We start from the raw sequence: 24,842 nt of genomic DNA, 5'->3' as shown, positions 1-24,842 counted from the left end.
CCTGCCTCACCTCCCAGGCGCACTGCCACTTAGAGATTCATCGTTCAGGAACTTCCCCTTGAACAGGGTCATCCATAAGATTTTCAGATCGAAACCGAGACTCCAGTGCTCGATATAGTAGACGTCATGCTCAATCCTGGCCTTTATGGAGGTATCCCCCCGCAGACCGTTGACCTGGGCCCAGCCGGTAATACCCGGCCGCACCTGGTGCTTCACCATATACAGTGGGACTTCCTCCTTGAATTGCTCTACATAGTAGGGGACCTCTGGCCTGGGGCCTACCAGGCTCATATCCCCCTTGAGCACGTTCCAGAACTGGGGAAACTCGTCCAGAGAGCATTTCCGCAGAAACGCCCCGAACCGGGTCTTTCTGCTGTCCGTCTGACCGCTCCACCCGGTATCCTGTTCGTCATTCACCCGCATAGAGCGGAACTTATACATATAAAAGGGCCTTTTGCTCCGGCCAATCCGCTTCTGGCGGAAAAAGACAGGCCCTGGGGAGGAGAGACGGACACCTGCCGCGCAGAAGAGCATGACCGGCGAGGTCAGGAGCAGGAGCAAAGCGGAGCCGACGATATCCATGGCCCGCTTGCAGAAGGCGTTTCCCCAGTTATCCAGAGGGATGCGTCGGAGGTTCATCAGGGGGATTCCATTGAGGCTGTCGAACTGGGGATTAGAGGGCATGTAGTCGGCATAAAATGGGATGATGGAGAGCTTGCTCCCGGTCTTCTCACAGGCAGAGATGATTTGGGGCATCCGGTGGTAGTCCTCCACGCCGATGGCGGAGATCACCTCGTCCGGTTTCTGGCGTTCCAGCACCTTTTCCAAATGGTCATAGCTGCCCAGACACCGCAGACCAGCCATCTGTTTTGTTGTATGGTCCGCTATGTACCCGACAGGGTGGTAGCCCAGCTCCCGGTCCCGCTGGATTTCCTTCAGGTACTGCAGCGCGGTCTCCCCGCCGCCTACGATGAGGACGTGCTTCTGGTTATATCCTTTCTGACGGAAGTACCGGAGGAGCTTCCGCAGGACGATCCGCTTTCCGCTCAAGGCTCCTACGCTGATGAGGAAGAATAAAACAAAGGTCCAGCGGGAGTAATGAACCTCCCACTCCACAAAGAGCCAGCTCAGCAGTAAAACCATATCCAGCAGGCTGGCCTGCCACAGCCGGAATAGCTCATCCAGGAGTCTGGTTTTCCGGAAAGACTGGTAAAGGCCGAACAGTGCGTAGGTGAAGATTTGTACCAGAGTAAAGGCTGCGGCGAGCCACAGATAGTTCTGGAACGGGATGCCTGCCACGCCGCTTGGCATGAGGAAGAACCGGATCCAGTAAGCGATAGGAAGGGCAAGGAAGGTCAGGACCGCATCGCTGAGCACATTCAAATGATTGAGGAGTCTCTGATTTTCTCGGATCATATCTCTTTCTTTCAGGAGCCCATCCGCGCGATGAACGCCCTGGCCTCCTCATCCACTGTGATTTCTCCCATATTCTCCTGGTTCCAGGTATCCAGCTTCCACGCAATATACTGTACCCCAGTACGGTAGTCGTCAGTATCCTGTTCATATTGCTCCAGCAGGTCGAAAGCGGTCTGCCACGTCTCCGGGTCTGAGGAGACGTAGTCCACATACTGCTCCACCATATCCAGAGCTTCCTGTGTCCGGCCTGTGAGGAAGTAGTATTGGGCCAGATAGATGGGGATGGTGTTGGAGTCCACCTCTGCCAGACGTTCCGCGTACTCGTCCGCCTGTTGGCGGACAGAGGGATCCACATCTCCGGCGCTGCTGACGCTCAGCACATAAGACAAGGCGTAGTCCGCCCATTCAAACCGGTCCATGCTCACGGCCACGGTCAGGTCCTCTCCGGTAGGGTTTCCGTTGAACAGGCGCTGGGCATACATATTGCACCCCAGCAGAACGGCGTACACCCCGATCAGCGCGGAGGCGGCCAGACAGGAGGCAGTCTTTGCCATCTGGCTCAATTTGATTTTACTTTCCTCACAGCACAGGCTGATAAGGGCGAAGACCCCAAAGGCCATAGGCAGGTAGGGATAAGAGGAGAACACGACCTCTGTGGCGGCGTGGCCCGCCATGAATACCAGGGTGGCCCCCAGCGCGGGGACCAGGGGATGGACTACCGTCCTTTTTCGGGCACGCCACACTGCTGCGGCGCTTCCGCCCAGAAGGAGCAGGAACAGGGCAAGACCCACCACGCCAGTCTCCACCAGGGCCTGGATATAGTGATTATGGACGTATTTGGTCTCATAGTAGAAGGACTGCACGCTGCGGACGCCGTTTTCAAAGGCCCCCATACCCAAGCCGATAACCGGGCTTCTCTGAAAGAGCTTCAGGCCGTCCGCGAAAAAGACTACCCGCTGGATGGCGTTCTCGTTGGCGAAGAGGCCCTGGAGCCGATTGGCGATAAAGCCGGGGAGCAGGCGGTAACCCAGGGGGACAGAGCCGGAGGCTTCCTCATTCTGATATGTCACAGACTCCACCCGTACCGTCTCCGGCGCAGAAAAGTTGAAGTAGACCACCAGGCTGTCTTCCGGGACGGCGAACTGTGCTCCCGAGGCTTCGCCCCGGTAGAGCTCTGTGCTGGTGTGCATCATGGTCTCCTGCTGGTTCTGACTCTCAATGGTCACGGTGAGACCGGCATCCGCCTCTACGGCCAGGGTATAAGTTCCAGGCTCCGGGTAGGCGGCCCGGCGCAGTCCCTCTCCGCGCTGGAGAGAGACCGGCCCGGTGATGTTATATGCCGCCACGGCAAAGACTACCAGGGCGGCCAGGACGCCGCCGGTCAGAGCCAGGATGAGCTTTCCCCGGCCTTCCATATGCTTTGACAGCGGCCCTCCGAGCCAATGGTCCATCCCGCACAGGATGGCGGAGCCCACCAGAAGGCACAACAGGGGAATTGGCTGAACGCCGCTCCACACCTCGAAAGAGGTCATGGAGATTAGAGCAGCGCAGACCAGAGTAAGTACCAGGGTTTCCAGCATGAGAATCAGAAGACCTGCCCGTTTCTCCTTCTGTTCCAGCGCCAGAAGGGCCAGGAAAGCGACGGCGATGGTCCCGGTTGCCCCCATACTGAAGGCCAGCACGAAAGCCAGGGCATTGAGGAAGAGCAGGACCTGGTGTATGCGTTTTTCCCAGTTGGTTTTGCTGGACTGGATCAGTCCCAGGGAGAGCAGGACGGCGATTCCCACACATCCGGCGAACACGTTGGGATTTTCAAAAATGGAGGTCATGCGGACACCGGCCTCCACCCCTGAGAGAGCGCTGTAATCCTGGGTAAACCGCTCCAGGAGCGCCAGGACCGGGGTACTGATCCACCGGGTGGAGAGCATATCGATACTCACCAGGCTGGCCAGGGCCGCACAGGTCTCCAGGAGCGTGGCAATCCAGCGGCCCGGCTGCACACCCTTCCCGGGGGCGATGGCCAGCAGGAACAGGACCAGGCAGAAGGAGGCCAGGACTTTTAAGAATTCGTAGAGGGCGAATTTCCCAGACACGGCGTACAGCGTGGAGATCCCGTCCATCAGGACCACGGCAGCCAGAAGAAGCAGGGGGACACCCATCCGGTCCCGCAGCTGTGTAAAGCACAGGAAGGTCAGGATGGGGACCCCGACGGCCAAAACCATGGTTGCCGGCTTAATGGTAGAGGCGGAGCACAGGCAGACCATGAGAAACAGCACCGCCCCCAGGAAAAAGGGGAGGCTGGCTTTCCAGATCGTAAGCGGGGCTTTTATTGCTTGTTTTGTTTTTTCTGTAGCCAAAGATTTGGATTTCATATGCAGATTCCTTGTCAGGTAGTTTTCTGTCTGAAACGGGGGGCGGGGGATGGGGTGGTCTCTCACTCATCCCCCGCGCAGATCTGCCGGGAAACGCCCCCGTTCGGAAAGGAGAAAACCGTCCGTGCGGGTATTCCGCACAGTTGGTTTCCGTCTCTGGGAGATGGACAGAGACGGAAGAAAAGAACTCCGAAGAAAGAGTTCTTCCCAAAGCCCTTCACACAGCGGGAGGGCTTTGGGAAGAACGGGAAGGAAGGGCTTCCCGTTCTTCGGGCTTATAGGTACTTAGTTGTCCTCAATTAGTCCACGAAATTCTCGCAGAAGCGCATGAGGATCTGGGCCACCTCAGCGCGGGTTGCGCCGTTGGTGGGGCTCAGGGTCGTGCCGCTGGTGCCGTTGATGAGGCCCTCAGCGTTAGCCCACTGCATGGCGGTGAGCGCCCAGGAGCTGACGCCACCCACGTCCGTGTAGCCATTCAGGCTGTTGGACGCGCTGGTATCGTAGCCCTTGTACTGGGCATAGCGGTACAGAATGACCGCCATCTGCTCACGGGTCACGGTGTCGTTGGGCCCGAACAGGCCGTTGCCGTAGCCCGCCACGATGTCGTTGGCGGCCGCCCAGTTCACCGCATCGGTGTACCACTGGCCGGAGGTCACATCGGTGAAGCCGGCGCTGGAAGCACTGGGGGAGCCGTCCAGACGGTACAGGATGGTGACGATCATGCCGCGGCTAGTGGTCACATTTGGGCTGAACAGGTTGTCGCCGGTACCGGCCATGAGGCCGCGCTTATACACAAAGGACACGGCGTCATAGTACCAGGCGCCGGACGCCACGTCCGTGAAGGGCATGCCGCTGGGCTCCTCGGCCACGAAGGTGGCCTTGACGGTCACCTTGGAATTGGGCATCACGAAGGTGTACCGGGTATCGTTCACCTTGGTCAGCTCAACTTCCTTGCCACTCGTGTTCGTCACAGTGAGGGTATCCAGGACATAGCCATCATCCGGGCGAACCGTGATGGTCACGGTGTCGCCGGTCTTGGGGTTGTCCGGGCTGACAGTCACGCGGCCGTGGGTGGTGGAAGCTACCGTTACGCGGGAGCTGCTGGAGGAGCTTCCTCCGCCGCCTCCGCCTCCGCCGCCACCACCGTGGTCGCCACCGCCACTGCTGACGTAGGCGAAGGTAACAGCGACTTTAATGGGACCGTTGTTGGGAGTAAACTCACCGATGACTTTCTGTCCAGCGGTACTGCTACTGAAGTTCTCAATGGAAAACTTAGTTGCGTCATCACCAATGGTATAGGTGCCGCTGCTGACTTTATAGTCCGATTGGGGAGTAGCCGTTACGACCACCGTACTACCGACGGGGATCACATCGCCCCGTATACTATAAGTATCGTTACCGACTTTATAGGTCAGGTCGACATTACCACCGCTCACCGCGTCTTGCGTGATCTTGTAGTACGCATCAACATTACCGGACGCGGTACCGCCTTCCAGCACGATATTGCCGGTACCGCTCACCGTGGCATTGTTCTCGACCTCGACAGTACCCTTCGCGATGATGTCAGAGTTCAGGGTGACATCGCTCTGGATCTTCAGGACAGCGCCCTCCTCAACGGTGATGGTACCGCTGATAATGGTTCCTATACTGTGCTCATCGCTCTTGATGATGACTGTCGCGCCGTCCTTGACCGTGACACCGTTCTCACCAAAGTCGAGCTTACCGGTAAGAGTAATGGTCTTCCCCGTCGTACCTGTCGTTGCAAAAGTTGTGGCCTTGGTCTCGTTCTTGATTTCACTAGGAACGGTGAGAACCACAGGTGCCTCCGCCTTGATGCCGTCGAGCACCAGCTGGCCGCTGACCTTGAAGGTAACGTCGTCGCCGGTAGTGTATGCCTTTACGGCGCCGCCCTTGACGGTCAGCTTGCTGTCAGATGCCACGACGATAGTATCCATGGTAAGGCTGTAGGTCTCGGTATTTCCGGTGTCGGTGTCCAAGGCGATCACATAGGTGCCGTTGGCGTCGTTGCCCACCGTATATGTACCGCTTACCGTAACATCGTCGTTCACCTTATAGGTCCCGTCGGATTCCACGCTCCACGAAATACCCGTTCCCGTTGCGGGAGCAGTATCTGTGTCGGCGGAGGCGGCAGACACCGGAAGCTGAACCATGGACACGATCATACAGAGCGTTAGGATTTTTGCCAGGAATCGCTTGTTCATGCCGATTGTCATTCTCCTTTCACTAGGCGAGAGTCGTTCCCGCCTTCGGGGGCCTGTTCAGATTGGCCCCCAAAGCCTTCTCCCACGGGCGGCTCCCTCGCCTGAGTCGGGAACCGCTGGTTAGGCCGCTCCACCCTAGGAGTGAATATCCATGTCATGTTCATCACCTCCTCTTTGCCCCGCCGGGTGGCGGGGATTGTATCGATCTACGAATCTCAATATCCTTCTATGGGATGAGGTAGATTGCAGCCACGGCTGTACCAGCGTTGTTCAGCGCCAGCACTACCATCTGCATTTTTTGCGGGGGAACGTCAGCGGTCACACAGGATACGCACTGGCCATCCTGCATACGGTAGACCGGCACTTCCTCTCCTACAGAGGCGAGAAACTCGAACGCAGTCTTACCGTCTTCCTGAATACTGAGCACAGGCTCCCGGTACTGGAGGGAGCAGTTCAGGTATATACCATCCCGGGGGCCATTCGGCATCTGGTACAGTGCCAGTGTCTGGGGCGAGACGGCAGCGAGTGCTCCACCATCCTCCAGGTAGAAGCCACGCTGAAAGTCTGGCTTGTCCAGCACCACTTCAGTTTCGTTCTCACCATCCAGGGCTTTGTAATAAAAGCGCTCGTTCTCCCGTATGTAGTCCCCGGTCAGATACAGGTACCGCCGCGCGGTGGCCGGGGAGACGATTCCGAAGCCGGTATCCGCCGCTGCATCCCCCCGGTCTCTCTGGGTGCTCAATCCTCGAAGCAACTGTTCCTTCTTGTTTTTCTCCTCCACCAGATAAATCAAAAACCCTACGGTAAAGGCTGCAATATCCAGGAAGAAGGCCACTGCCAGGCTGAACAGGGCCAGCCCACGGTTAGGGCTCCGCAGGTAGATGCCGGCTTGATCCACAGCATTGTGCTCCGCGATATACAGCCGGCTCAGGTCGTCCAGATGGTCCATGGCCTCTGTCCGGTCATAATTTCGCAGCAAGCTGTTTTCTGTGCCGGAATATGCCGGAAGCGTACCTATAGCAGACTTCAGCGCATCCAGCTTTTCCGTCCAGACCTCTTTCCAGTCCTCTCCGCTCCAATCAGAGGCGTTGCTCAACTCTTCCGTCTGCTCATCCAGTGTTTCTTCCGAGCTCTTTAATTCCGCATATGCCTGGATGTCCCGAATCATTTCATCCATGCCATCCAGGAGATCTGTATAGGTAGCGTCTCCTGCTCCACTTCCTGTTTGAGCCGCCTGGAGTTCTTCAAAGATATTGCGCGCCTGGTTCGCCAGATCCTCGGTATCAATGTCCTGCTGCAGCAGGCCGGACTGAATTTCCCGCAGAGCCGCTGTAACGGCAGTGCTGCCTCCGCTGGCGGAGGCGAGGGAGCCCTGATAGCGTCGGATAACGCCCAGGGCTTCTTCATAATCGCCCTGTTTCTGATTTAGTTCATTCCACTCCGTCCGCGCTTGCCTCCAGGCCGCAACAGCATCGTCGCGTGCCTCTTGTAGCGCTACAATATCGGAGCCAGGAGGGGCATTATTCAACATATCTTCTGCCTGCTGCACCATTTGGTATGCATTGTCGACTGCATCCTGTGACTTCGGGATCTGAATCTCCAACTGAGCAATCTGCTCATTGACCTGATCTTCCAGGCTGCCAAGAGTCTGTTCCGCCTGTTGAATCTCACTGTCCGAAGCTCCGTCGGCCATTGCTCGTTCCATAGCGAGGATGGCACTCAAAATCTCACTGTTTGCCGCAAAATCAACCTCTTCGCCTTCTTCGCCTTCGACATATTGCTTCCGATCCTGCTCCAGATTCAGTCCTTCTCCAACCGAAGCCTCCTGTGTTTCCAGCGCCGCCGCCTGCGTATACAGATCGCTTACCTGTCCGCCCAGCTCGTCCCGAAGCAGTTCTTGATATTCATCGACATAATCGCCTGCATCATACAGCTCGCTCCGGTACCCAGATTGGACCAGGAGTCTGCTCTCTGTGGGCCAGGCTCCCTCATATGCATAGCCGGATATGAAGATATAAGTAAAAACAGAAGAACAGCACAGGGTAACAAGACTCAGGCTGGCCAGGACGGTTCGCTTGGAGCAAGACCCCATCGTGTTCATCCAGAACGTCGGCAGGTAGAAATTCAATCCCAGCAGAATTCCCTGTACCCCAAGAGAAGCCAGGTATGCCTGCCACTTTCTCCTGGAACACGTAATCGGCCATGCCCTGGGCTGTGGACCACCAGGAGACCACCGCCAAGACAATCGTGGCGATCCGGAGAATATAGAGGGCTCCGGTCTGAGGGCTTCCGCCAGAGATTTTTCTCATCTTGTCCGTCTGATCCATCCGGATCCCCTCCTTTTTCGCTCCGAACGCGTTCCAATTCTGCGGACCACCACCTTGTCTTTTCGGCTGATTCGGGGCTGGTGTTCTCCGTACCGGTGCTGTAGACCTCCGGACGCCATTTCAATTTCCCTCTCCAGCGCCTCATTCATCACCTGAGTGACCTCCGGTTCCAGGGAATCCCCCAGGTCCGGCAGGAAGAAGAGCAGGAGGGACTCCAGCACCGAGCGCAGCGCGAACATACGGAGGACGCCCATCAGCAGCCCCATGCTGTACTGGACAATGAGCACGAAGATCAGACGCATGGAGATTTTCAGCAGGGAGCCATGCTGCAGACACTGCTTCAGAACCAGCCGGATCGCTTCAAAGGCCACCATGACCGCTATTATTCCGACCAGGATGCCCAGCGCATACCCGAAGAGGCTGCTGACAAAGCCCACCAGCTGATATCCATCCGTACCCGCCTGCTGGACAGAGAGCAGGAAGGGCACGATCATGATGAGGATAACGACCGAGGTCCCGTACTCGTCAAAAAAGTTCGGCCTGTCCCCATTTCCAGAAAAGCGCTTCAGCACGTATCGCGCAATGGCAAAAATAACGATAGCTGTAAAGAATAAAGCGAATAGGGCTAAAGCGTAAAACACAAGGGCGATGATGTTTGAGTGGTTCAGGAATTCGCTATCCCCCAATAACAGCTTGACGAATTCCTTGACTGAATCAATCCATGTGAATTGGGTCAGGTTTAAAAACGGGAGAAAGAGAAAGCAGAACAAGTACAAAATAAGGAATGCGCAGAACCCTACGTTTTCCGGCAGGAGAAGCTTTTTGCCGAAGGTTGCATCTATTCCCGTGCCTGGTCCTCCCGTGCCTCCTGGTCCTCCTGTACCGCCAGTTCCTCCTGGCCCTTTTGGTTCCTCCCCGCCGGGAGTGTCAGGCCCTTCCGGTCCACTGGGATAAGGGGGCACTACAATTGTCCGTCCCGGGCGCGAAAACTGCAGCAGCCGGGCACAGGCCAATCCTCCAAGCAGGAGGAATTCCATCAGAATCGCCACCGTCCACAGTCCGCACATACTGTTGAAGAACTGTTGAAAATCCGAAAGTGGTGAAGGAACCCCGTAAAAGAAAATATTGTACAAGAAACCGAGGAGTGAGACAAAGACCAGCCCTACCCACTGCAGCACTCTGTCCACAGTATCTCCGGAATACGCCGCGGCTTTTCCTGCGTTTCGGACCAGAGGCACAAACAGCAGCAGATTCAGACCCAGCAGGATGATATTGAGAACAACGGTAGCGGGGTCATCCAGATAATAAATCTGCTGGAGGGCAATGAGCACAACCGCCAGGGCGGAGACCAGGAACGGTCGGGCCCGGAGCCATACCTGCCGCAGTGTTCCCCATAGTCGCTCCCGCTTCATACCACCGCCTCCTCTGTCCCCGATCCAACCGTCTGGTTACTGCCTCGGACTGTTCCCGTACAACGCGATCAAGTGCTGGTCCGCGAACAGGTTGAACTTATAAAACTCGTCTGTAAAGCGGTAGGCTATCGCAAAGAAGTCATAGTTTCATAATATCCGCAAAACACTTCTATCTTGAATTTATAGAGTCCACTCGCTAATATCGTGGCTCGATTGCTTCCATTCCAAAACAGATCGGTGGTGGACTGCACAATAATCACAAAAAGATGTTCTATGTGTACAAAACTCTGTAATTTCCTCCATGGTTTTTGCTTTATAAATATCAATAAAGCAGTCTTCTTTAACCTCGAGATTTACGTTAAATTTTTCATTAAAAAAATGTGCATATGGAATCATAGGGCATGTATAAACTTTTCCATCCCGTAACACCTGCGATTCATTAAACTGGTAGCAACTCACCCACCTCCACTTTTCTTGAAGACCTGACAAATCAAATGGATGCTTAACGGAATGTTTAATGCCATGATAGTCAAGTGCACCAATTTCAGAAAAAATCCAAAGGCGAGCCCCACCTTTACACACAGGTGGATCGAAGGTTACCGGCACACCATGTCTTTCTGCTTGTTGGGTAATCCGTTCAATATCCAAAGGTATAGGATATCTTGTCATACGCACTTCTATTTCATACCTTCTCACTGCATCCCAGAAGTTATCATCGTTTCTTTCCCCTACTTTGGGCAGGAGCAGGCCGTCCGTAAACAAACAAATCGGGGAATCGGGGAAAACTTCTCTCGTTGCTTTCATATACTCGGTTACACGTGGATTTAAAAGTGGTTCTCCACCTTGCAACTTCATTAATCCAATCTTCCCGCCTGAAAGTTCAGAAATACGATGAATATCTCTAACATATTGTTCAAAGTCCAAAAAAGTCTTTTTCGCAATTGGTGAAAAATGGTCACAGCACTGACAATTAAGATTGCAATGATCCGCTAAATTTACCTCCAGATAGAACTCGTCAATATTCCTTGGTGCCATCTTTCTAACAAGGGCCCATTTATTCCAATCACTCACCAAATATGTATGATGAATTCCTATTTGATGAAGAGTATCGATAACTTGATTGTATAGTTCATTCGCAGTCGCAATAATAACACCCGTATTGCGCTTTTCACTTTTGGATAACTTCATCAACTCGGCATAGTTGATTATAGGCATCGGTTCACTATCTCTGTCACAATCATAAATTTCAGGCTTAATAAACCCACAAAATTGAATCCTTGCATAATATAAGTATTTACTTATGTTTTTAGCCAAAATAATGTCACCCATATATATATATATTTGTTTATTCTGGGCAATAAATTTAATCATTTCGTGCAATTCTTCCTGTTTGGGATTATCTTGAACCATCGGTTGCTATCTCCTTCGTACTATATTTATGAAAAACAAACAATTCTGGGTGTGAATAATCGCCATTACGATCATAAATTCCATTCGGGACTGTCACCCCGGAATTGTTACAAATATCGAAAAAAACACATTTGAAGCATTCTTTTACATAAATACGCTCAAACTCATATTCATCAATTTTTTCTCCAATCCCCATATCAATCAGGGAGAAGTAATCCATGATTGAACCGACTCCAAATTTAAAATAGTTAGGTGTTGGGTATAAAATATATTTTCTACAATTTGCATGAGCCAGGATATCAAACACTCCACTTCTTAATCCTACAACGGTGCCCGCCAGCTCCACAAAATTGGCCAGAACACTATAAGGAACAAAAACTGGTGTTGTTCCCGGTATTGCCACGCCACCTGGTTCAACATTTGTACATACAGAGAAACCAATTTCTCTCAAATGTCTTGCGAATTCCTCCCAAAACTCCATTGGAAGATGTTCAATTGTATTAGCATAGGGGAACAGCACTGCTGTATGCCCTAATCTTAGGTTTTGTGTATCGAGATATTCTCTCGCCAGCTCATCAGCATTAGGTGCCTCAACAAAACGAATAGAATCTCTCGTCCAATCCATATCTTTAAAAACCGTGTTCATATACATGGTCATAAAATCCAATCCGTTATAGGATGCTAGATCATCCAAAATTCGCGTATAAAGAACACCAGGGCCATAATGCAAAATAGTTGTATTTTTGATATGCCCCCCCATGAAACACAAATACCGAATCATGTCATCCGACTCTTGCTGTGTAAGAACCTCTGTATCTCGTATATTTAATAAACTTGCTATTTTCTTTGAACTGTTTCCAACCAATGTAACAATGTAATTTTCTCCAAGACCATACATTTTATGATAGTTCTCTAATAGAGCACATGTGATATAAACATCGCCCGTACCTGGATAGTGTTCGATATAAATTCTCGTGTTGGCACCATATCGTTTCATCAGACGAACGTAGACTTTTTTCCCATTTGCTATTGTCTTTTTGTATGACCAGAGGATCCCAAGTGGCCCTATATTAGATAATTTCCTTCTTATACATTCCCGAATACTCCTTGTTTTGCGCCAAATTCCCTTAAACACACCACTCACCATCATCTTATTTTTCCAGTTGTCCTCTGTTCTGTATATGCTTCTCCAATAGCAAAAAAATTTTTCATATCCTGATCCTCGCCTGTGTATTTCGGACGTATTTTTCTTACATAGGGAATGATCTTATATATGCCAATCGCCACAGCTTCTTCCACGGTGATGCCCTTTACCCCAATTAAAGCACGTCCATTTCTTGCGAAGGGCTCTGTTAAGGACGCATGGATGAATCGAGGGTCAAAAAGCCGAGTATTGTAGTATTGTGTCAGAACTGCATTTTGACTCGCCGGCAGTAATTCTGTACCCAATAGGCTGGGGCACATAATTTCTGCGGCCTTAGCAACCACATTATTATGCGTCAAAAAGACAACCCCATCCAGCCCCCTAAGTCGAAGCATCCGTTCAGCATATAACAGAGCAAAATAGCAACATTCCAAATCATCTTGTGGCAGCAGGACAACTGCCGTTTTATTGTATGTTTTTGATTTAAGTTTATATTTTTTGACAATGCTATGCCAAACAGCCCACCCATTAAACGCTTGTTGTAACCTTGTTAATTCCAGATTTTTTAGTTCCTGCGTTTTAGTCTTAACCATAAGAATCTCTAATCCTCTTCAGCATGCCAATGTTACGGTCGGGAGAAATTAACCGGGAGAGGTTTTCGTCTGGCGCTAACACCAAGTACTGATCTCTCCGATTATATCTCGCATCAGGCCGTCTATTTCTCCATCATATACTACTTCGGTCGCCACATTATCAAATCCCATAAGTCTTATCCCCACAAATTCTTTTGAGCGCCCGTTTGGCCAAAAATCTGAACGCTCAAGATGGATAATTATCTTATTACACGAAGATAGAGATAAAATATCGCATAGACCGCTCCGAACCCCAATAAAATTGCCAGACATGTCCAGGAACGGAACCAGTTCTTCATAGGGAACTGTCAAAGGGATTGTTCCACAGATAGGTTCCTCGCCTCCACCGCAGTTCGTGGCTACCACATAGCCTCGTCTCACCAGATAAGCAGAAATTTTTTCCCAGAAGGTGTTAGGTAGAAGGCACTCCTTGGAGCAAGTCGAAAACGGAGACAGCAACACAGTTTTCTTAAGCGGAAGTCTGTTTGCTTCCATTTTTCGTCTTATCTTATTAATGTCTTTCGAAAAATATGGCATAGCTCTTTGTGGTTCATTGCTAAATCCGAATCCCTGCCATAGGTAAAAATCTACCAATGATAATCTACGATAACCCTTTAATTGCTCTCCAATGAATGTCAAGTGATCCGATTTTTCAAAACTTCTGCACAATGGCTCTTTCTGCCGCATGAATTCGCTGAAACGGCTCAGAGGCTCTACCGAATGGAGCTGAACTGTATGCCCTTGGTATACGTCGAAGAGTCTGGTTACTTTACGTTCGCTGCCAGTTTTGTTGACAAGAAATACATAATTAGAAATTCCGTTTTCTTTTAAAAATGCCGGGAGATACATTCCACAAATGTAGTAGTCTCCTGTGCCGTGCCATGCGGTACGAAGAACGGATACCGTTGATCCATACCGCCTCACAATTTTCCGATATTGTCTGTATCCGGGAAGTATCTTTGTCATCATAGTAAGGGGAATAGCGAGAAAAGGTCTCCGTTTGACGAACTGTTTTAGCATGTTTACCATAGGCTATAAACTCTCATCGACAATAAAGATTTCTTCCATAAACACATCTCTTTCTGTATTCACAGCAATGGAGGTTTTTAGCCCGGATGGTTTTTTATCGTTGACCAGAATTCTCTCTCCATAAGGCAGGTCATAGATAATCGCATTCCATCTTATTCCATTCTCTCTCAGGAAAGATTCTGTCATTTCTGCGTATGCTTGTGAACGGGATGTGATGAAAACCACCTTGTCTATTTCGTCAATACCCTCAAAAAATTGCTTTGCACCGGGAAGCAACGTATCATGTCCATCGAGCTTGTAACCGTTGTGTTTGCAAACCGTTCCATCGATATCCAGGATCCAAGTCTTACCAAGTGCAGATACCACAATGTTCTTAGACATTTTCCAACTGCTTTCCTATGTGCCCTCCAGGATGATTTTTCTTAAAATCAGCCAGGGTGACGCCCATACGTTCCGAAAGCGCAATAGCCAGTCCTTGTAAGATGATCAGATTGACTGTTGTAGAGTTGTTGGGAGTAATATCCCACGCATCCCCTTCGTGTTCCAAATCGAGAATCACATGTTTTGGGATCCTCTCGGCCAGTGTGCTGTTGCGCTGAAAGGATAGCAGCCAAAGGTCAGCATTGCGTTGTTCGAGCAGAGAGGTCAGATAAACCGATTCGGAGGTATCACCGCTTTTAGTAAGGATGATAACCAAATCACCATTCTGGACCATTCCGATATCACCATGAACCGCTGTATTCGTATTCATAAATGCTGCAGCGAGGCCAAAAGAGTTCATGGTCCCAACAAATTTTTCGCACACCGGGACATTTTTCCCTAACCCGCTTAAAATGATTTTATGACCATCGCTAAGAACAGCTTCACATTCAGTCACCAATTGGGTAAAGGTCTCTGTATCAAGAGACTTGACAGCGTTATTAATTACCTGCATTTGTTCCTCAAAATATGTTTTCATGCAGCGATTCCTCCAGATAATAAATCCCGTTGTAAAATGCTCCACATATGGAGTCATAATCTTCCCATGCATATGTAGTCAGCGAAAGCCAGATAATCGCGTGGAGAATATGCAGTTGTCGCGGATCAACCTCATCTCCAATCAGGCCAAACAGCTCTTGTTCAAGGGGTTCCCAGCCATTGCTCGCTATATCCAGTTGCACGCTATCTTCCCGAATTGTGAGCCGGAAGCGTTTTCGGTTAAACTGGTCATAGTTTCCTACCACCGAATAGTATAATTTCGCCCAATCATAAGCAACATCACCGTACAGCTCGGTAAATCCAAAGTACCCGCGTGGGTCAATTAATACAGGGCTGTAATCTGAATTCCTCAACATTAAGTTCGAGAATGTACAATCTCCATGAATCAGGTGAAATTCTCTCGGCATAAATTTCATAAGGAGCTGCTCCACCTCTTCTCGATGGAAAAAGATATTCCGGCAATTGTGCCCATTGATGTTGATGTACGAGTCGTGCGCGAAAGGAACCAAATCATATACTTTTTCCAATCGTTTGAAGGTTTTATCAACATAGGCTTCCCTATAGCTTAATATTTCAGCCGGAATAGAGCCGAGGTTATGCACATCTTTCAGACATTCCACAATCGATCCGAGTATCTTCTTTTTGTCATCAAGAGACAGATCTTTATACTCGTAGACTGATTTTCCATCGACCAGTTCCATTTTCAAAGGGGCATAGCCAAAAACAGCAGGGATGTTTTTTAATTGTCGCCCCTCTAGCTTTCTGTACCAATTGCTTTCATGAATCGCCAGCACCCGTCCCTGTTCATCAATCGCTTCCTTGACAAAACGGCCATTTTCAATGTATATTCTGTTGAACGGGCGGCACTTGGCGCTTTCAATTTTTTGGTACTCCTCCAGTAAGCCGTACTCTTTCATGTGATAAATCGGAAATGTCTTATATGTAGTCGGCAATAGCGACAGCCATCGAACGAACTCTCCTTCCTCTGGAACATCTCGGACTGTAGCAGCATTCTCAAACACAAACATACCTGCCACGCCATATTCGGAGGACCTCTTCTCCTCGAATTTCTGGCTTTCATACCTCCAGCGGCACGGGAAATCTTTTGCCAAGCCAATATAATTTCCCTTTTCATCTGGAAGCTCTAAGTCTTTAGGCATAATTAAGTCTGACCAAATGACTAAAAACGGCGTCTCCTCGGGAATCATAGAGAACGCTTCCCGCATACCTGCGCAAGTTCCCTTTTTTTCGGTCGCACAAACCAATTGGTAGTCTACATCCGCAAAACTGGTCAGGTAGCGTTTCAGTACTTCATAATGATAGTCACCGATTATTATGAATTTGCTATCCGGGTATTTTCGAAATAGATGAAAAATCATTGGTAAATTCTCGACCGGCACGAGACATTTAGGCTTGTTATCCGTTAAATAGCCCAACCGGCTCCCCCTGCCACCTGCTTGCACAACAACATATTCAGGAATCATCCACTTACATCCCCCTCATAAATGCTAAAATTTCAAGGTCGTCTCCGTCATAGACAGGAATGTTGGCCGGTTCGAAAGGATAGAGTCCGTACACTCCGACGGAAAATACTTCTTCTTTTGTTATCCCTTTTTTGCCCACTAATCTGCCGCCATTTCTTCCTGTCGGCTGCTCAATGGACGCGCATATAAAACGGTCATCAAATTGATATAAACAAGCCAGCTGTAACAAACTGTCCACCTGTTTTGGGGAGAGTTTATGAACCGCACGTAATTTGTTTGAAAAGTACGGGGCACTTTTCAAAACCACTTGATCCGCGGATATAATGACCGCATCATCAAAGGCCCGTTTTTCCAACAACTGATCCAAATGTGTCAGTGCAAAAAAGCTAACTTCACGATCTTCTCCCGTAACCAAAATTACAGCCGTGCGCCCCATTCCTTCGATTTTACAGATGCGACGCCATTGCCACCACCCGTAGTAGCACAACGAAATCCTTTTTAGAAGGCTGTGCCTTATCCACCTCAGATATTTCATGCAGTCATGCTTTTCAACCATTTTTTCTTTTCCTGCAATATATTTTTTCCATTTGGCGGCTTAATCGGCGAATATCATAATTGGACAGTAATTCGTTTTCCAATAGACATTTTTGTCTTCCGCCATCCATTCTAAGCAGTGCTTTGACCCAACCATCCCTGTCATGGACAGAAATACGGTAGACATCATCAGATACCACCGACTCCTTTGGTATCTGGTCTGAACAAATTACCGGAAGCCCGGATGCCTGCGCTTCAATCATTGCAATACCGAGTCCTTCAAAAAGACTCGGGAATGCAAATACGTCCATGGCGCACAGCAACTCCTCAACATGATTGCTCGTGCCATAAATTATCACACTATCAAGGAGTCCGAGAGATTCCGCATATAATTCCAGCTCTTTGCGGTCGTCACCGTCCCCGACAAGGAGAAGCCTTGATTCGGGCATGTTCTGATATACGTCAGAAAAAACGTTCAGTAAGAAACGTTGGTTTTTTTGATAACAAAGGCGGCCTATGTTGCCGATTACAAAAGTATTTTCCAAATGCAATTCCTTGCGTTTCTCCCGACGAGTAGAAATATTAAACTGAAACTTTTCCAAATTAATTCCATTTGGAATAAAGCAATACTGTTCCTTTTTTACCACGTTTTTAGGAAACATGAATCTTGCCGCTAATTGCGAGCATGCCCAAAAATCAGTTGCATATAGTGAAAAAAGTCGTTTTCCTCCTTCATGTACCAGCATTTTAAGCCACTTGGTTCTACTTCGCCTCAGTTCTGTGTTGTGACTGTGTGCAATACGGATTGGGATTCCTTGATTTTTTGCCAACCGCAGATACATCATGGCCTGGGCTTGGAATACATTTAAGTGGAGAACATCATACTTTTTTCTCTTAATCAGCCTTGCAAATTCTTTGTAGTTCTCTAGAATGCGGTGTGACGAGCCAGATAATTCATAAAATGAAACACCAAGTTCTTCAAGGGGCCCCCTAAAAATGCTTTCCTCTAATTTTTCGACCACTATATCAACTTCGAAATGTGATAGATCCATATAGTGCAGTAGGTTGTTGAAAAAGGATTCAATCCCACCAGAACTCCATGTCTGAGAAAAAATACAAACTCGGCTTTGGGGAAAGCCCTCATTTGCTTTCATACGCATCACACACTTTCTCAGCGCCGCCCATCAGCTTAACTGAACCATTTTCCAGCCAGATGGCCCGGTCACACATCTCCCGGATCTGTTCAATGCTGTGGGAAACGAATAGGACTGTGGTGCCGCCGCCCATCAGGTGGAGCATCCTTTTTTTGCTCTTTTCCTGAAACGCAACGTCACCCACAGATAAAATTTCATCCACGATCAGAATATCGGGGTTAACTACTGTTGCAATAGAAAAAGCCAAACGGGCAAGCATGCCAGAGGAATAATTCCGAATCGGAACTTCAATAAACTGTCCCAATTCGGAGAACTCCACAATCTCATCATACTTTCCCTTGAGAAACTCCTCGCTGTACCCCAGGATGGCGCCGTTGAGGAAGACATTTTCCCGGCCCGTCAAATCGAAGTCAAAGCCGCTGCCCAACTCCAGCATAGGTACTACATTCCCATAGCAGCTTACTCGGCCTTCCGTCGGTTTCAAAATACCGGAGATGATCTTTAAAAGTGTGCTTTTCCCCGCGCCATTCCGCCCAATCAGCCCCAGGGTCTGTCCTCGCTTCAGTTCAAAAGAAATATGCTCCAGAGCGGTAAACTTGTTGTACTGAAGTTTTCCACGCAGTGCCGTTGTCACAAATTCCTTTAAGGACAGGATCTTGTCGTTGTTCAAGCGGAACTGCATGGTCACGTCTGAGACCTCTATCATAGTTTTCTTGCTCATCGTACCAACACCTTATAAATACAGCACGAAACGGTCCTGCTTTATTTTGAATATCAGTGCCCCAATCAACAGCATGGCCAGCGCGATACCAAAGCACTGAACGTATACAAATGGCTCTGGAGATATCCCGTCCAGAATGCACATCCGCATACTTCTCAGAAAGTGATACAGCGGGTTGATGTTCAGGACGAATCTGAACTCCTGCGGCAAAATAGTTTCTGGGTAAAAAATCGGTGTGGCATACATCCATACCATAGTCAGGACTCCCCATAGGAACTGGGTATCCCGGAAAAACACCATAGATGTGGCCAGCAGTAGTCCTAATCCCAAGCAGAAGATGACCAGGCAGACTATAAAGTATAGCGCGAGAACCGCTGATTTATGAAATTGCACCCCTGTAACCAAGCAGACGATGAGCAGTGGAATCAGGGATATCGCCAAATTTACCATAGAGGACATGACCCGGGTCAGCGGATAGATGTATTTCGGCACATAGACCTTGGTGATCAATCCAGCATTGCCCAGAATAGATGTTAGTGCCATGCCGCAGGCTTCTGAGAAAAAATTGAACAGCACAACACCGATAAGCAGATATACCGCAAAATTCTCAATATCATTTTTGAAAATGGTGGAAAATACAAAATACTGTACGCACATGGTCAGCAAGGGATTCAGGAAACTCCAGAATACCCCAAGAATAGACCGCTTGTATTTTGTTTTGAAATCCCTTGATACTAACTGCTTGATCAGGAAGCGGTATTTTCTCACAACCAGAAACGCATTTGCCAGGAAGCTGTGCCGCCCTGTCCGCCATCTCCAGTAGGACCAGGCAAGGCCGGCCAGAAGAACCGCTCCAAAGCCCGCGGCAAATTCCCAATAGTGAAGTCCCGTCCAGATATAGTCCTCCCCTGTGGCGGAAAAGCACAAGCTTCCAAAGGTTTCAGCCCCATTGATATAAAGTGTGCATCCGTCTTCGTCAGCACTGGATGACATCAGAGGAGACACTGCACTGCCGGACACAGAATCGGCGGAAAGCCGTAAAAGCAACGGTGCACCATACAACGTTTCCGATGGCGGATCAATGGAGAGAGTGGTCACCATACCCTCAGTCATTGCGGCTGCATCCAACGTCTGACTGGCCAACAGAGATTGATTCCGCAGATCATAAAGCTCCACCGTCACAATCCCTGCATTGGCACGCATATATGTAGTCCACTGGACAGATACCGTTTGGAACCGTTGGATATCCGCTTGAAATACCTGCTCAATCACAACGCCCTGTGCCAGTTCTCCAGCAGCGGTTTCCGCTACAGGCAAATCCAGATCTCCTCTGGAGTCCCGGATATGCAGTTCTTTCCCCGCTAAAAAGTAGAAAGAAATCACCAACAGGGCATAAAGGATGAGCATGACTATATATACCATTCCCAGCCGGAACGGGCGTTCTTGCGAGTGGCGCATAATTTGGAGAGGCTCCCTTCTGGTTTGAAAACTAAGAGATCACTTCGGCTCAAAGCACATACCAAGGAATATTTCTTCTGTGGTAATCTTTGAAGACGGAGCGTCTGAGAGTGAAGTTTAGAACCTAAAAATGGGCGTGAAAATGAATGCCTGCATGCTCAAAGAACAGGGCAGGCCTTGATTTTTGCGCCTCAAATCGCGAATATGTGATGGTGAATGACAAAACTTGATAAAATTTCTGGGAAGGCCTTGAAATTTTATCGGACTTTATGTAAGATATAGGTAGTAAAATTATGTAGCTGAAGGCCGTGTCTCCAACATTCCACCACAGAAGAAATATTCTGTGGTACTTTTTATAATATGAGGTTCATCCGCTGGAGGATCCGCTCATGGGAAGCGGCACTCACCGCTACATAAATTCGAGTCGTCTCAATCCGGCTGTGGCCCAGAATGTCAGCTAGGTGGGCCAAGTTCTTCTCCACAGCGATGAACGACCTAGCGAACAGGTGCCGCAGGCTGTGCGGAAAAACCTTTCGACTGTCCACGCCCGCCTTCCGGCATAACTTCTTCATATCGTGGCAGACATTGGAACGGTCCAAAGGCCGGCCGCTTCTGGTACGGAAAATATGGCCGCGCTCAATTCCGTTGGCTTTTGCGTATTTGAGCAGCCGTCGGCACAGTTCTTTTTGCAGGACAATAGTTCTGCTTTTTCCTTTCAGCCAGATTTCCGCCCTGCCGGTGCGCGCAGACTCCACCGTGATGAATTGAAGTTCTCCGATCCGGATCCCGGTTCCGCACAGCGTCAGTATCGTCAGGTAGAGGCGTTCGTTTCTGCGGCCTTTCGCCGCGGCCAGAAGACGGCTGTATTCTTCGTGAGATAATTCCCTTCGTTCATCCAGAAATGCCTGCCTCTGGATCCGGAGAAGTTTCACTTTACATTCCGTCCGCCCATAAAACTCGAGAAAGGCGTTTATGGCGGACAGGGCTGTGTTTACCGTCTGCGCCTTGCGACTCTTCAGCAACTGCTCCCGATATTCCAAAATCCGCGCTTTGCACAACTCCTGGTCTCCCAGAAACCAGGAGAGCTGTTCCGCTGCATATACATATTTCTTTATCGTAGCCCTCGCTTTTTCGCTGTCGGTTAAATAGTCCTCAAATGCCTTTATGGCGTCCATATTGATGCTCATCTGCACAGTGTTGTCCACCTTTCTTGCTGTGGAGCTCCGGCCGCAGCCGGAAGCCCTTCTGTTATTTGATATCAGACACCTTCCTCATCGGCCTCCATCTAGAGGTTCCAGCCGTTCTCATCCAATTCGAAAAAATAAGCAAAGGTATCTGGTGCCTTCTGTCGGAGAAGTTCTATTTTCTCTTCCTGCCTGCGAATTCAGAAAGCAAAGACGTTTGCGAAGTATTCCCTGAAATTCCGTATAGCGTGGGGCCTGAGAAAACTGATTCCCCCTGCTTCCAAGTTGTACAGAGATTCTGTCTCTTCCGGAAAGCCTAGGGTAAATTGGAGGAAGTGCCCGAATTCATGGGGCAGGGAGCCGATGTTCTCCGCCCGCAGGTGAATTTTCCTGTCTGAATAGCTGGTCGCCGCGCAGGTGAATCCATATGATTAGCTCAACTCCTCCAGTTAAACTCTATCGATGCAGATTGACCACTCCCGATCCGTAAACATTTCCAGGATTGGGGAGGGGATCTTATATAGTTCATCGGCTATTTCTTCCAGACAGGTATCCGTGTATGGCTGCATTGGGTAATCTGCCTGCGCAAAAGAAGAGCAAAGATCAGTGTCGCGCTGATCAAAGGTTTCCATAATACTGTCATATTATTAATCTGCTCCTTCTCCAGCCCCGAAACTGGTTGTCCAACGCTTTATTCAGAACGGTCTTCCCGCTTTTTATAGTGGGGCACCCCGCTGTGCAGGGTACCCCCGTGTGTTGGATGGAGAGCGGAAATCAGCGTTCCTTCCAAGTGTTGTTGGCCGTCAGCTCAACAACCCGGTTGTAAATATTCACCGGATAGGTGATTTCAAATTTCTGGGGCATTCGGTTGATGTCGATGCCCCTGCCCCCTTGAGCTTACCGGAGGCAATCCAGTACCGGGGGTGAGGCGATCCTCCGCAGAGGATGCCTTTCACGGGTGAACAACAGGGAGAGCATTTTTTGCTTTCCTGTTGGGGATACCCTATCGGTATCATGCCCGTCCCTATACATACCGAAGCATTTTGCTGTTTCCATACCGTTCAGCAATATAACTTGGGAGTTTATCCCCCGATTTTTGCGTGTATATTCGCAGACGTGCATTTAGGGCTTGTTAGAAAAATAAAAGTTGCACAACAAATCAAGTTATGCGAAGCTAAGGGTATGAAGCGATAAGTGCCACTTTACTGTATTCGATAACGATTGGAAGTACATCCCCCGGTCTCCCGGAATCTTGCCTGTTTCTCCACCCGGCCCTGGCGGGTCAGCTCCGCCAGGGCCCGTTTTATCGTTGAGCGGGAAAGGCTTAGATCTTTTGCCATGGTGTTGATGGCGTACCAGCTCTCGCCGTCTTTGTTTGCTCGGTCGTGTAGGTAGACCAGCACCTGTTTGGCCCTAGCACTCAGCTCCGGGTCATTGTAGATCTCATTAAAATAGCTCACTTCTATTTCTGCGCCTTCCCCATATGATAATTGACTGTCCCTGTCCGGATGGGAAACGCCTGGTAGATGGCGTTGGTCAGTTCCGCCTTGTTGGCGTAGTAGACCTTCCGGGCGGCCCGCTGGGGTACCTGGTAGGTCTCCCCGAAGGTGATCCCCCACTCCAGAAACAGCCGCAGGCGGGTCCGCATGGGATGAGTGCCAGTTTTCATGACGATAAAGTGTCCCTTCGGGATGGACTTGAGCTCATCCGGGGTCATAAGAGGCCGCTCAATCATCTGGAGACTCTGGCTGCTATCGTTCTTTCCCCGGGAGATGGAACCGCTCATCACGGTGCGGCTGCCCAGGGCCTTGGACAGCACCTCGGCGGTCTGGCTGTTGGGTGCGAAGCCGCCGAAGATGGTGTCCTGGCAGTTATCCGTCAGAATCTCTGCCCCTTCCTTGCCGTAGTTCTTCTCCAACTGGGCCAGGCTCTGGATGATGGGCACCAGGGTCAGCCGCCGGGAGCGGCCGGCGGAGAATAGGGGCAGGATGTCGAAGGCGGGCATGGTACCTAGCTCGTCACAGAAAAACACCACCCGGCTGGGCAGCTTCCCGTCGTGCTCATCCGCCACGGAGAACAACTCCCGGCTCAGAGTCTGGATCATCAGCCCCGCCATGAAGTTCTTGGTCGTATCCTCCTCCGGGAGGATGAGGAAGATGGCGGACTTCTTCGCGGCAAAGCTCTCGGCGTCCATGGCGCTGTCAAAGCACAGCACCTGCTCCAGCTCCGAGTCCAGGAAGGTGTTGAGCCGGGAGAGGACGGTGGACATGACAGAGGCCATAGACTGCTCGGCGGCGGTGAGGGCGGAGCCGGAGAACCACTTGGCCTTGTGCTCCTCCGGCAGGCGGTCCATGAGGAGCTGGAACTCGTTCTTGCCTGGCAAAATGCTGGGAGCCAGCAGCTCCTGCACCAGCTTGAACACGGACACAATGTGCCGGCGCTCCTGCAGCTTTCCGTGGATCCTTTTCGGCGGCAGATATTCCGCCAATAGCAGAATCACGGCAGTGAGCACGCCCTCCGCCGCGTCATAAAAATATTGATTTTGTGCGAAGTTCTCCCCGTCTGGGTTGATGATAATCTTTGAGAGAATCTTAGCATACTTCTCCGATTTGGCCCGAGCTGCCAGATTGGCGGGCTCTCTCCGGCATACATCCATGTAGTGGTTGATGAGCGTGAGCAGGTTGTAGCCATCTGAGCGGGTGGGGTTCCGAAGATCCACCACCGCCACCTGATAGCCATAGCAGTCCCGGGCGATGGCCCCGTAGTTTCGGGCCAGATCTCCCTTCGTATCACTGGCGAAGAAGCTCATGCCGCTGGCGCAGGCGTATTCCAAATTGGGGTATAGGAAGTAGGCAGTCTTGCCAACGCCGGAGGCGCCGATCATGAGGCAATGGATGTCGTCACAGTCCACCAGGGCCCGGATCCCACCGTGCTTCCACAGCTTCTCTGGGATGAGCGGATGGACGGTCTTCCCAAGCAAAGAGAACTCCGGTGGGGCCGGGATCTTTCCCACACAGCCCAGCACCAGCCCCTGCGCGTCAGGAAGCTGCTCCCCCTTCCGCCACAGCGCGGGCTGGAAGGGCACGAAGCGGAAGGTTTTCCGCACCTCCGCCGGTGTAGCCCAGCGGGCGGTGCCGTGCTGGCCGTCGCCCACGTCCTTGCTCTTGATGCTGTCCAGACTGCCCCGGTTAGAGAAGCCGGCGATGGCCATCAGGGCTCCAAACACCGCCGCCAGCAGGAGAATCAGCGTCCAAGTATCGTTTTTCACAGCGATCATCTCCCTTCTGTTGTCTAAACTGGTTCCAATGTCAAGGACAATTTTTTGACAGTAACAGATACAAAATAACCACCGTTACTGGTGAAAA

At 50.4% G+C, this 24,842-nt stretch carries 20 protein-coding genes; all 20 read right to left on the bottom strand.

The features are described 5' to 3' along the window. Positions 1-6 precede the first annotated feature (6 nt). Positions 7-1,416 (bottom strand): undecaprenyl-phosphate glucose phosphotransferase, encoded by a 1,410-nt coding sequence (locus I2C21_RS03585; RefSeq protein WP_044943400.1) that lies wholly within the window; start codon positions 1,414-1,416, stop codon positions 7-9. Positions 1,417-1,427: 11 nt separating this feature from the next. Then, the gene (locus I2C21_RS03580) at positions 1,428-3,788 is read right to left on the bottom strand and encodes an O-antigen ligase family protein (protein WP_009257046.1); all 2,361 of its coding nucleotides are present in this window, start codon (positions 3,786-3,788) and stop codon (positions 1,428-1,430) included. A gap of 299 nt (positions 3,789-4,087) precedes the next feature. Continuing rightward, a complete protein-coding gene (locus tag I2C21_RS03575) occupies positions 4,088-6,010 on the bottom strand; it encodes an S-layer homology domain-containing protein (RefSeq protein WP_226908009.1) in 1,923 nt (640 codons plus the stop codon). A gap of 226 nt (positions 6,011-6,236) precedes the next feature. Next, positions 6,237-8,138, bottom strand: a complete 1,902-nt coding sequence (locus tag I2C21_RS03570) for an AAA family ATPase (RefSeq protein WP_044943403.1) — start codon at positions 8,136-8,138, stop codon at positions 6,237-6,239. A gap of 177 nt (positions 8,139-8,315) precedes the next feature. Further along, complete coding sequence (locus I2C21_RS03565) at positions 8,316-9,749, bottom strand: hypothetical protein (protein ID WP_195278517.1); 1,434 nt, start codon at positions 9,747-9,749, stop codon at positions 8,316-8,318. A 180-nt stretch (positions 9,750-9,929) separates the two neighbouring features. After that, positions 9,930-11,159, bottom strand: coding sequence for a radical SAM protein (locus I2C21_RS03560; protein WP_195278516.1), 1,230 nt, complete (start codon positions 11,157-11,159; stop codon positions 9,930-9,932). Then, positions 11,146-12,294 carry a hypothetical protein gene (locus tag I2C21_RS03555; protein WP_207730578.1) on the bottom strand — a complete coding sequence of 383 codons (1,149 nt, stop codon included), beginning with the start codon at positions 12,292-12,294 and terminating at the stop codon, positions 11,146-11,148. Before I2C21_RS03555 ends, I2C21_RS03560 begins: the two co-directional genes overlap by 14 nt. Positions 12,295-12,305: 11 nt before the next feature. Continuing rightward, positions 12,306-12,896, bottom strand: coding sequence for a hypothetical protein (locus I2C21_RS03550; protein WP_009257053.1), 591 nt, complete (start codon positions 12,894-12,896; stop codon positions 12,306-12,308). A gap of 75 nt (positions 12,897-12,971) precedes the next feature. Next, positions 12,972-13,964 carry a hypothetical protein gene (locus I2C21_RS03545; protein ID WP_009257054.1) on the bottom strand — a complete coding sequence of 331 codons (993 nt, stop codon included), beginning with the start codon at positions 13,962-13,964 and terminating at the stop codon, positions 12,972-12,974. A gap of 3 nt (positions 13,965-13,967) precedes the next feature. Next, on the bottom strand, positions 13,968-14,345 hold the full coding sequence (locus I2C21_RS03540; RefSeq protein WP_009257055.1) for an HAD family hydrolase: 378 nt from the start codon (positions 14,343-14,345) through the stop codon (positions 13,968-13,970). Further along, positions 14,338-14,922, bottom strand: a complete 585-nt coding sequence (locus I2C21_RS03535) for an SIS domain-containing protein (RefSeq protein WP_009257056.1) — start codon at positions 14,920-14,922, stop codon at positions 14,338-14,340. The genes I2C21_RS03540 and I2C21_RS03535 overlap by 8 nt, the downstream gene beginning before the upstream one ends. After that, positions 14,906-16,426 (bottom strand): sugar phosphate nucleotidyltransferase, encoded by a 1,521-nt coding sequence (locus tag I2C21_RS03530; RefSeq protein WP_009257057.1) that lies wholly within the window; start codon positions 16,424-16,426, stop codon positions 14,906-14,908. Before I2C21_RS03530 ends, I2C21_RS03535 begins: the two co-directional genes overlap by 17 nt. Before the next feature lie 4 nt (positions 16,427-16,430). Next, positions 16,431-16,982 carry a hypothetical protein gene (locus tag I2C21_RS03525; RefSeq protein WP_009257058.1) on the bottom strand — a complete coding sequence of 184 codons (552 nt, stop codon included), beginning with the start codon at positions 16,980-16,982 and terminating at the stop codon, positions 16,431-16,433. Next, positions 16,975-18,114, bottom strand: a complete 1,140-nt coding sequence (locus I2C21_RS03520) for a glycosyltransferase (protein WP_195278513.1) — start codon at positions 18,112-18,114, stop codon at positions 16,975-16,977. Before I2C21_RS03520 ends, I2C21_RS03525 begins: the two co-directional genes overlap by 8 nt. Next, complete coding sequence (locus tag I2C21_RS03515) at positions 18,101-18,835, bottom strand: ABC transporter ATP-binding protein (RefSeq protein ID WP_009257060.1); 735 nt, start codon at positions 18,833-18,835, stop codon at positions 18,101-18,103. Before I2C21_RS03515 ends, I2C21_RS03520 begins: the two co-directional genes overlap by 14 nt. A gap of 12 nt (positions 18,836-18,847) precedes the next feature. Then, positions 18,848-20,293, bottom strand: coding sequence for an ABC transporter permease (locus tag I2C21_RS03510; protein WP_009257061.1), 1,446 nt, complete (start codon positions 20,291-20,293; stop codon positions 18,848-18,850). Between the two features lie 353 nt (positions 20,294-20,646). Further along, complete coding sequence (locus tag I2C21_RS03505) at positions 20,647-21,480, bottom strand: tyrosine-type recombinase/integrase (protein WP_207730587.1); 834 nt, start codon at positions 21,478-21,480, stop codon at positions 20,647-20,649. 446 nt (positions 21,481-21,926) lie between these two features. After that, a complete protein-coding gene (locus I2C21_RS03500; RefSeq protein ID WP_044943412.1) occupies positions 21,927-22,109 on the bottom strand; it encodes a hypothetical protein in 183 nt (60 codons plus the stop codon). Between the two features lie 570 nt (positions 22,110-22,679). Next, entirely contained in the window at positions 22,680-22,937 is a 258-nt protein-coding gene (locus tag I2C21_RS03495; RefSeq protein ID WP_009257110.1) for a helix-turn-helix domain-containing protein, read from the bottom strand. Positions 22,938-22,939: 2 nt separating this feature from the next. Next, the gene (locus I2C21_RS03490; protein ID WP_009257111.1) at positions 22,940-24,754 is read right to left on the bottom strand and encodes a type IV secretory system conjugative DNA transfer family protein; all 1,815 of its coding nucleotides are present in this window, start codon (positions 24,752-24,754) and stop codon (positions 22,940-22,942) included. Positions 24,755-24,842: the final 88 nt, after the last annotated feature.

Source organism: Clostridium sp. J1101437_171009_A5, from assembly GCF_015547905.1.
Classification (GTDB): Bacteria; Bacillota; Clostridia; order Oscillospirales; family Oscillospiraceae; genus Pseudoflavonifractor_A; species Pseudoflavonifractor_A gallinarum.
This window is presented reverse-complemented; position numbering and strand designations above follow the sequence as displayed.

Coding starts and splice junctions, on each gene's coding strand:
- I2C21_RS03585 (WP_044943400.1), bottom strand. CDS start 1,416: ATGATCCGAGAAAATCAGAGACTCCTCAATCATTTGAATGTGCTCAGC.
- I2C21_RS03580 (WP_009257046.1), bottom strand. CDS start 3,788: ATGAAATCCAAATCTTTGGCTACAGAAAAAACAAAACAAGCAATAAAA.
- I2C21_RS03575 (WP_226908009.1), bottom strand. CDS start 6,010: ATGAACAAGCGATTCCTGGCAAAAATCCTAACGCTCTGTATGATCGTG.
- I2C21_RS03565 (WP_195278517.1), bottom strand. CDS start 9,749: ATGAAGCGGGAGCGACTATGGGGAACACTGCGGCAGGTATGGCTCCGG.
- I2C21_RS03560 (WP_195278516.1), bottom strand. CDS start 11,159: ATGGTTCAAGATAATCCCAAACAGGAAGAATTGCACGAAATGATTAAA.
- I2C21_RS03550 (WP_009257053.1), bottom strand. CDS start 12,896: ATGGTTAAGACTAAAACGCAGGAACTAAAAAATCTGGAATTAACAAGG.
- I2C21_RS03545 (WP_009257054.1), bottom strand. CDS start 13,964: ATGGTAAACATGCTAAAACAGTTCGTCAAACGGAGACCTTTTCTCGCT.
- I2C21_RS03540 (WP_009257055.1), bottom strand. CDS start 14,345: ATGTCTAAGAACATTGTGGTATCTGCACTTGGTAAGACTTGGATCCTG.
- I2C21_RS03535 (WP_009257056.1), bottom strand. CDS start 14,922: ATGAAAACATATTTTGAGGAACAAATGCAGGTAATTAATAACGCTGTC.
- I2C21_RS03530 (WP_009257057.1), bottom strand. CDS start 16,426: ATGATTCCTGAATATGTTGTTGTGCAAGCAGGTGGCAGGGGGAGCCGG.
- I2C21_RS03525 (WP_009257058.1), bottom strand. CDS start 16,982: ATGGTTGAAAAGCATGACTGCATGAAATATCTGAGGTGGATAAGGCAC.
- I2C21_RS03520 (WP_195278513.1), bottom strand. CDS start 18,114: ATGAAAGCAAATGAGGGCTTTCCCCAAAGCCGAGTTTGTATTTTTTCT.
- I2C21_RS03515 (WP_009257060.1), bottom strand. CDS start 18,835: ATGAGCAAGAAAACTATGATAGAGGTCTCAGACGTGACCATGCAGTTC.
- I2C21_RS03510 (WP_009257061.1), bottom strand. CDS start 20,293: ATGCGCCACTCGCAAGAACGCCCGTTCCGGCTGGGAATGGTATATATA.
- I2C21_RS03505 (WP_207730587.1), bottom strand. CDS start 21,480: ATGAGCATCAATATGGACGCCATAAAGGCATTTGAGGACTATTTAACC.
- I2C21_RS03500 (WP_044943412.1), bottom strand. CDS start 22,109: ATGGAAACCTTTGATCAGCGCGACACTGATCTTTGCTCTTCTTTTGCG.
- I2C21_RS03490 (WP_009257111.1), bottom strand. CDS start 24,754: ATGATCGCTGTGAAAAACGATACTTGGACGCTGATTCTCCTGCTGGCG.